The following is a 7,030-nucleotide window of genomic DNA, read 5'->3' as shown; positions in this document are numbered from 1 at the left end:
CATCGGGCCATGGACCGACGCTTACAACCTCACCCGACCCCACGCCGGCATCGCCGGCCTCACGCCCTGGGCCAGGGTGAACAACCTTCTTGGAAACGACACCTAGTTCGCCCTCAGCGGTAGGCGCTGGCCTGGATCTCGAACAGTTCGGCGTACTTGCCGCCGGCGGCCATCAGGGCTTGGTGGCTGCCGAACTCGGCGATGCGGCCTGCCTCCAAGACGGCGATGGCGTCGGCCATGCGTACGGTGGAGAAGCGGTGCGAAATCAGCAACGTCGCGCGCCCGCCAGACTGGCCCGAGCGCGCCTCGGCGGCGAAGCGTTCGAAGAGGTCGTGCTCGGCGCTGGCGTCGAGGGCCGCGGCCGGCTCGTCGAACACCACCAGCAAGGGGTGATCGCGCATCAGGGCGCGGCTGAGGGCCAGCTTCTGCCACTGGCCGCCACTGAGATCGACGCCGCCCCACTTCTTGCCGAGCATGACGTCGAGACCGCGTTCCCCGTCCAGCTTGGCGAGGTCCGCCGCCCCGGCCCGGCCAAGGGCCGCGCCGACGCGCTCGCGGTCGCCCAGGCGCGGCAGGTCGCCCAGGCCGACGCTTTCGCGCATGGCGACCTCGAAGTTGGTGAAGTCCTGGAAGGCGCCGCTGATCCGTTCGCGCCAGGCGGCGGGCGCGATGTCGGCCAGGTCGGTGTCATCGACCAGGATGCGGCCCGCCGACGGCGGATAGAAGCCGCAGAGCAGCTTCACCAGGGTCGACTTGCCTGAGCCGTTCTCGCCCACCAGGGCGATCACCCGGCCAGCCGGCAGCTCCAGGGAGACGTCGCTCAGCACCGGCTTGTCGCGGTCCGGATAGGTGAAGGAGACGCCCTCGACCGTCAGGCCACGGCGCAGGATCGCCGGCGCGGCCGCCTCGCCCGACGCGGCCTTTGCGGCGGTGTTCGAGAAATCGACCAGCCACTCATAGCGCTCGACCGTGGTCATGATCGCCTGGAAGTACTGGGCGAACTGCAGGGCGAAGGTCATCTGGATGATCAGGCCGGTGGCGAGCGTCGCGGCGAGCACCACACCGCCCGGGGTGACCGCGCCCTCCGCTGCGCGCACCACCAGCCAGGCGACGGCCCCGACGCAGCCCAGCGTGAAGGCCATGTCGCCCAGCGACGACCAGATGGCCCCGCCCCAGTTGGCGCGGACGTTCAGGTGGCGGGTGGTGGCGCTGATGTCGCGGTAGCGTTTGGCCAGTTCCGCGCCCAGCCCGAAGATCCGCAGCTCCTTGCCGGCCACCGGCGAGGTCGCGTGGTTGAAGATGTGGCCGCGCAGCCGCATCGGCTCGGCGGTGGCTTCCTGGGCGCGGACCTGCAGCTTGCGGGCGCGGGCGCCGGCGATGGCGCGCGGGATGGCGAAGATCGGCAGCAGGGCCAGCCAGGGATCGATGCCGATCAGGATCACGAAGGTCCCGCCCAGCGTGACCAGCATGCGCACGTTGAGCATCACCGCCTGCAGCCCGCCGGCCAGCATCTGGCTCTGGCCGCGGATCAGCTGGATCTTGTCGGCGTGGACCGGGCGGTCGGCGTATTCCAGCGTCGGAATCCTCGCGGTCAGGCGCACCAGCTCGCTGTCCAGGTGGACGGTGACGGCCTCGATCAACCGCGGCAGCGCCTGGGCGTAGACGAAGTAGCTGAGCGCGCCGAGGCCGCCGGTGACCGCGAGCGTCAGCCCGGCCCGCAGGGCGTGCTCTCGATCGCCGGTCGCGGCGGCCTGCACCACATTCTGGATCTGATAGGAGGCCAGCAGCGTCAGGAGCGCCCCCAGAAGCTCGGTCACGATCGCCACGCCGGCGCGGCGGGGCGCGGCGGAGAACGCCAGGCCGACCAAGGTCGCCGCCGTCCGCCAGGTCTTGCGCAGCCCTTCCAGCGGCTTCATGCGGACGCTCCCGTCCCGACGAAGCGCTGGGATTGCAGTGTGAACATCTCGGCGTAGCGGCCGCCCTTGGCGATCAGGGCGTCGTGGGTCCCGAGCTCCGAGACGGCGCCGTTCTCCAGGACGCAGATGCAGTCGGCGCGGCGGACGGTGGAGAAGCGGTGCGAGATCAGGAGGGTCGTCAGGCCCTTGGTGAGCTCCAGGAAGCGGTCGTAGAGCGCCGCCTCCGCCCGCACGTCCAGGTTGGCGGTGGGCTCGTCGAGGATCAGAACCCGGGCGCCGGCCTCCACCGCGAACAGGGCGCGGGCCAGCCCGATCCGCTGCCACTCCCCGCCGGAGAAGTCGGCGCCGCCGGTGAAGTGGCGCGAGAGCGGCGTGTCCCAGCCGGCCGGCAGGCCCTGGATGCGCTCCAGGATGCCGGCCTTCTCGGCGGCCCGTTCGAGCGCGGCCTGGTCGTGGGCGATCTCCAGACCGCCGAAGCCGATGTTGTCCCGCGCCGGCAGGCCGTACTTCAGGAAGTCCTGGAAGATGGCGGCGATGCGCCGTTGCCAGTCGGCGGGCTCGATTTCGCGCAGGTCCTGCCCATCGATCCGCACCGCGCCGCTGGTCGGATCGTAGAGCCGCGCCAGCAGCTTCACCAGGGTGGTCTTGCCCGCGCCGTTCAGGCCGACGAGCGCCATGGACGAGCCGGCCGGAATGGTGAGGTCGAGATCCTTGAGCACCGGCGCGCCGCCACCGGCGTAGGTGAAGCTGACCTTGTCGAAGCGGATGTCCCGGGCGGGCGCGTCCGCCGCGAGGCGCGCCAGCGGCGGTCCGGGCTGCGGCTTCGTCCGGCGCTCCAGCTCCAGGATCGCCGGGATGGCGGCCGAGCCCTGGGTGATCACCGTGTCGGCGCCGTTGAGGCTGGAGAGGCCGTTCAGGCCGGCGACGGCGCGCAGATAGACCACCAGGGCGCCCAGGCCGATCGCGCCGCTGGCCGCATCGGCCGCCAGGAGCCCATAGACCACGGCGTTGGTCGCGGTGACGGCGATGGAGGCCGCCAGGGTCAGACGGAAGGCGCTGCCCTGGGCCCTGCGCTGCTCGTCGAGGCCGGCCTGCCATTCGCCGCGCAGCCGGTCCACGATCCAGCCGCCGACGCCCAGCAGACGCACGTCCTTGGCCGCCGCCGGCGCCAGCGCCAGCGTGCGGAAGTATTCCGCCCGCCGCACCGCCGCGGTCTGGCCGACCACGGTCCGGAGCTGCCGGGCGAAGCCGCTGCGGGCGATCAGGCCGAACGCCAGCAGGACGGCGAACAGCACGGCCGCGGCCCACCAGTGGTAGCCGATCAGGAGGGCGCCCGAGACGATGGCGGTCAGGGTGGTGGCGATGCGCGAGTTGATCAGCTGGTTCACCGCCGTGCCCGGCGTGTAGCCCGCGACGCCGATGCCGGCGGTCTGGGACAACAGGTCAGCCACTGCTGGGTCTTCCAGGTGCGCGATGCCCCACGGCCGGTTCACCGCCGCCATGACCCGCTGGCGCAGGTGCGAGTCCAGCCGCCAGCCCATGGCCGTGGCGACCGCCGTGCGAACCCGGGGCGCGACCTGCAGGAGCATCATCAGGGCGGCCCAGATGGCCAGGGCCTGCACGGTCCGATGGCCGGCGACGGAGGTCAGTCCGCCGGCCTTGATGGTCGCCGGCAGGGAGCCCACCAACGCGCCCAGGGCCAACATCTCCAGAGCTGGCAAGGCTGCGCCCACCAGCAGCAGCACGGCCGCGACGGAGGCGCGCCAGCCGCTGACGGCGATAGCCATGCGCAGCGCGCGCAGCACCGGCCCGTCCCAAAGGCCGCGCAGGAAGCTGATCGGAGATTTCAGGACGAACGCCCTCCCCCAGGGCGGGGAACCTAGCTTGCGCCGGGGGCCGGTCGCAAACGCCCAGAGCTCACATCAGATGTGCAGCACCATCCCGTAGGCGTCGAGGGAGGCCTCGTGCATGGCCTCGCTCATCGTCGGGTGCGGGAAGACCGCGCCCTGCAGCTCGGCCTCGGTGGCTTCCAGGGTCATGGCCAGCGTGAAGCCCTGGATCATCTCGGTGACCTCGCCGCCGATCATGTGGGCGCCGATCAGGGCGCCGGTCTCGCCGTCGAACACCGTCTTGACGAAACCCTCGGTCTCGCCGGCGGCGATGGCCTTGCCGTTCACCCGGAACGGGAAGCGGCCGACCTTGGGCTCGCGCCCCTGCTCTTTCGCCTGCGCCTCTGTGAGGCCCACCGAGGCGATCTGCGGCGTCGAATAGGTGCAGCCCGGGATCGGGCTTTCGATGTTGGTGGGCTTGAGGCCCGCGATGTGTTCGACGCAGTGGACGCCCTCGTGGGAGGCCTTGTGCGCCAGCCAGGGCGGGCCGGCCACGTCGCCGATGGCGTAGAGGCCGGGCACGCCAGTTGAGCCATGCTTGTCGACCACCACGTGGGTCCGCTCGACCTTCACGCCCAGCGCCTCCAGGCCGAGGTTCTCGACATTGCCGACGATGCCGACGGCGACGATGCAGACGTCGGCTCCGAGCGTTTCGGTCTTGCCGTCCGCCTCGATCTCGACGGCGACGCCGGACTTGGTCTTGGTCAGCTTCTTGACATTGGCCGGCACGCGGAACTTCAGGCCGCGCTTCTCGAAGGCCTTGTGGGCGGCCTTCGAGACTTCCTCGTCCTCCACCGGCAGGATGCGCGGCAGGGCTTCGACCACGGTGACCTCCGAGCCCAAGGCCCTGTAGAAGCTCGCGAACTCGATGCCGATGGCGCCGGAGCCGATGACGATCAGGCTCTTCGGCGCGGCCTTGGGCGCCAGCGCCTCGCGATAGGTCCAGACCCGCTCGCCGTCCGGCTCCAGGCCGATGGCCGGGATGGTGCGGGCCCGCGCCCCGGTGGCCAGGATCACCGACTTGCCGGTCAGCGTGCGCGAGCCACCCGCCTTTAGGGCCACCACCACCTTCGGCGCGCCCTCGCCCTTTTCGAGCCTGGCGGTTCCCTCGACCACCTCGACCTTGTGCTTCTTCATCAGGAAGGCGACGCCGGAATTGAGCTGGGCGGCGACCTTGCGCGAGCGCTTCACCACCGCCTCGAAGTCGAAACCGCGCTTCTCCACCGACAGGCCGTAGTCGGCCAGGTGGCCGAGCTGCTCATAGACCTCGCCGGACTTCAGAAGCGCCTTGGTGGGGATGCAGCCCCAGTTCAGGCAGATGCCGCCCAGGAGCTCGCGCTCCACAATGGCCACCTTCATGCCGAGCTGGCTGGCGCGGATGGCGGTGACATAGCCGCCGGGGCCGGAGCCGATGATGACGAGGTCGAACTGACCTTCGCTGGCTTGGGCGGCCATCAGAGCAGCGCCTCGATGGCGCCTTCCAACGACTGCGGCGTGTCGGTGGGGGCGAAGCGGCCGGCCACCTGGCCCTTACGGTCGACCAGGAACTTGGTGAAGTTCCATTTGACGCTTTCGGAGCCCAGCAGGCCCTTCTTCTCGTGCTTCAGCCAGGCGTAGAGCGGATGGGTCTTGGGCCCATTCACGTCGACCTTGGCCATCATCGGGAAGTCGACCTCGTAGGTCAGGGAGCAGAAGTTGGCGATCTCCTCGGCGTTCCCCGGCTCCTGCGCCCCGAACTGGTTGCAGGGAAAGCCCAACACCGTGAAGCCGCGGTCCTGGTACTTGCGGTAGAGCTCCTCCAGGCCGGCGTACTGCGGAGTGAAGCCGCACTTCGACGCGGTGTTGACCACCAGCACCACCTTGTCCTTCCACTCGGCGAGCGGCGCGGGCTTGCCGTCCAGGGTCTCGGCGGTGAAGTCGTAGAAGCTGCTCATCCGCCCTCCGTCAGACGATCATGGTGATGGGGTCTTCAAGCAGCGGCTTGAAGGCGGCCAGGAAGCGGGCGCCGGTGGCGCCGTCCACCACCCGATGGTCGCAGGTCAGTGTGACGCTCATCACCGTGGCGATGGCCAACTGGCCGTCCCTGACCACCGGGCGCTTCTCGCCGGCGCCCACCGACATGATGGCCCCCTGCGGCTCGTTGATGATCGAGGCGAAGGACTTGATGCCGAACATGCCGAGGTTGGAGACCGAGAAGGTGCCGCCCAGGTACTCCTCGGGCTTCAGCTTCTTGGTCCGCGCCCGTTCGGCCAGGTCCTTGGCCTCCGCGGCGATCTGCGCCAGGCCCTTGGTCTCGGCCTTGAAGATGATCGGGGTGATCAGTCCGCCCGGCACGGCCACCGCCATGGAGATGTCGGCGTGGTGGTGCATGGCGATGCCTTCCGGCGTGTAGGAGGCGTTGGCCTCCGGCACCTGCTTCAGGGCCACCGCGGCGGCCTTGATCACCATGTCGTTGACGCTGACCTTGCCACCGCCGGACTTCTCCAGCATGGCGTTGATCTTGGCGCGGGCCTCCAGCAGGGCGTCGAGCTCGACGTCGATGGTCAGCGGGAAGTGCGGGACGTCGCGGAAGCTCTCGGTCATCCGCCGCGCCACGGTCTTCTTCATGCCGTCCAGTGGGATCAGGTCGTAGCTGCCGTCGGGAATGCCCTGCTGCGCCAGCGGCTGGACCTGGCGCGGGGCGGCGGCCGGCGCGGCCTGCGGCTGGGCGCCCGGCGCGGCGGCCGGAGCTTTCGCCTGGGCTTGTCCAGGCTGGGCCGCGTCCACGTCGGCCTTGACAATGCGGCCGTGCGGGCCGGAGCCCTTCAGCGTTGAGAGGTCCAGCCCCTTCTGCTCAGCCAGCCGACGCGCCAAGGGCGAGGCGAAGATGCGCTGGCTCCCTCCGTCACGCGTCGCTTCGCTCCGCGCGCCACCTCCCCCAGAGGGGGAGGAACTGGGCGGAGCGGCTTCGGCCTTCGCCGGCGCGGGTTGCTCCAGCTTTGGGGGAGCTGCCGGCGCAGCCGACTTAAGGGGTTCCTTCGACGCCGGCGCCGCCGAGGCCCCGGCGTCGTCGCCGGAGAGCTTGGCGATGGGGGCGTTGACCTTCACGCCCTCCGCGCCTTCCGGGACCAGGAGCTCCTCGATGGTGCCTTCGTCGACGGCTTCCACCTCCATGGTGGCCTTGTCGGTCTCGATCTCGGCGATGACGTCGCCGGACTTGACCGTGTCGCCCTTCTTCACATGCCA

At 70.2% G+C, this 7,030-nt stretch carries 5 protein-coding genes; all 5 read right to left on the bottom strand.

Features of this window, described 5'->3' with window-relative positions:
• Positions 1 to 113 precede the first annotated feature (113 nt).
• Positions 114 to 1,916 (bottom strand): ABC transporter ATP-binding protein, encoded by a 1,803-nt coding sequence (locus tag E8A49_RS03185; protein ID WP_293376284.1) that lies wholly within the window; start codon positions 1,914 to 1,916, stop codon positions 114 to 116.
• Entirely contained in the window at positions 1,913 to 3,721 is a 1,809-nt protein-coding gene (locus E8A49_RS03180) for an ABC transporter ATP-binding protein (protein WP_293376282.1), read from the bottom strand. Before E8A49_RS03180 ends, E8A49_RS03185 begins: the two co-directional genes overlap by 4 nt.
• A 117-nt stretch (positions 3,722 to 3,838) precedes the next feature.
• Positions 3,839 to 5,260, bottom strand: coding sequence for a dihydrolipoyl dehydrogenase (lpdA, locus tag E8A49_RS03175; RefSeq protein WP_293376280.1), 1,422 nt, complete (start codon positions 5,258 to 5,260; stop codon positions 3,839 to 3,841).
• Entirely contained in the window at positions 5,260 to 5,739 is a 480-nt protein-coding gene (locus E8A49_RS03170; protein ID WP_293376278.1) for a glutathione peroxidase, read from the bottom strand. Before E8A49_RS03170 ends, lpdA begins: the two co-directional genes overlap by 1 nt.
• Before the next feature lie 10 nt (positions 5,740 to 5,749).
• The coding region (locus E8A49_RS03165; protein WP_293376276.1) for a pyruvate dehydrogenase complex dihydrolipoamide acetyltransferase at positions 5,750 to 7,030 on the bottom strand (1,281 nt) is incomplete at its 5' end.

The sequence above is a fragment of the Phenylobacterium sp. genome (genome assembly GCF_004799515.1).
GTDB lineage: Bacteria > Pseudomonadota > Alphaproteobacteria > Caulobacterales > Caulobacteraceae > Phenylobacterium.
This window is presented reverse-complemented; position numbering and strand designations above follow the sequence as displayed.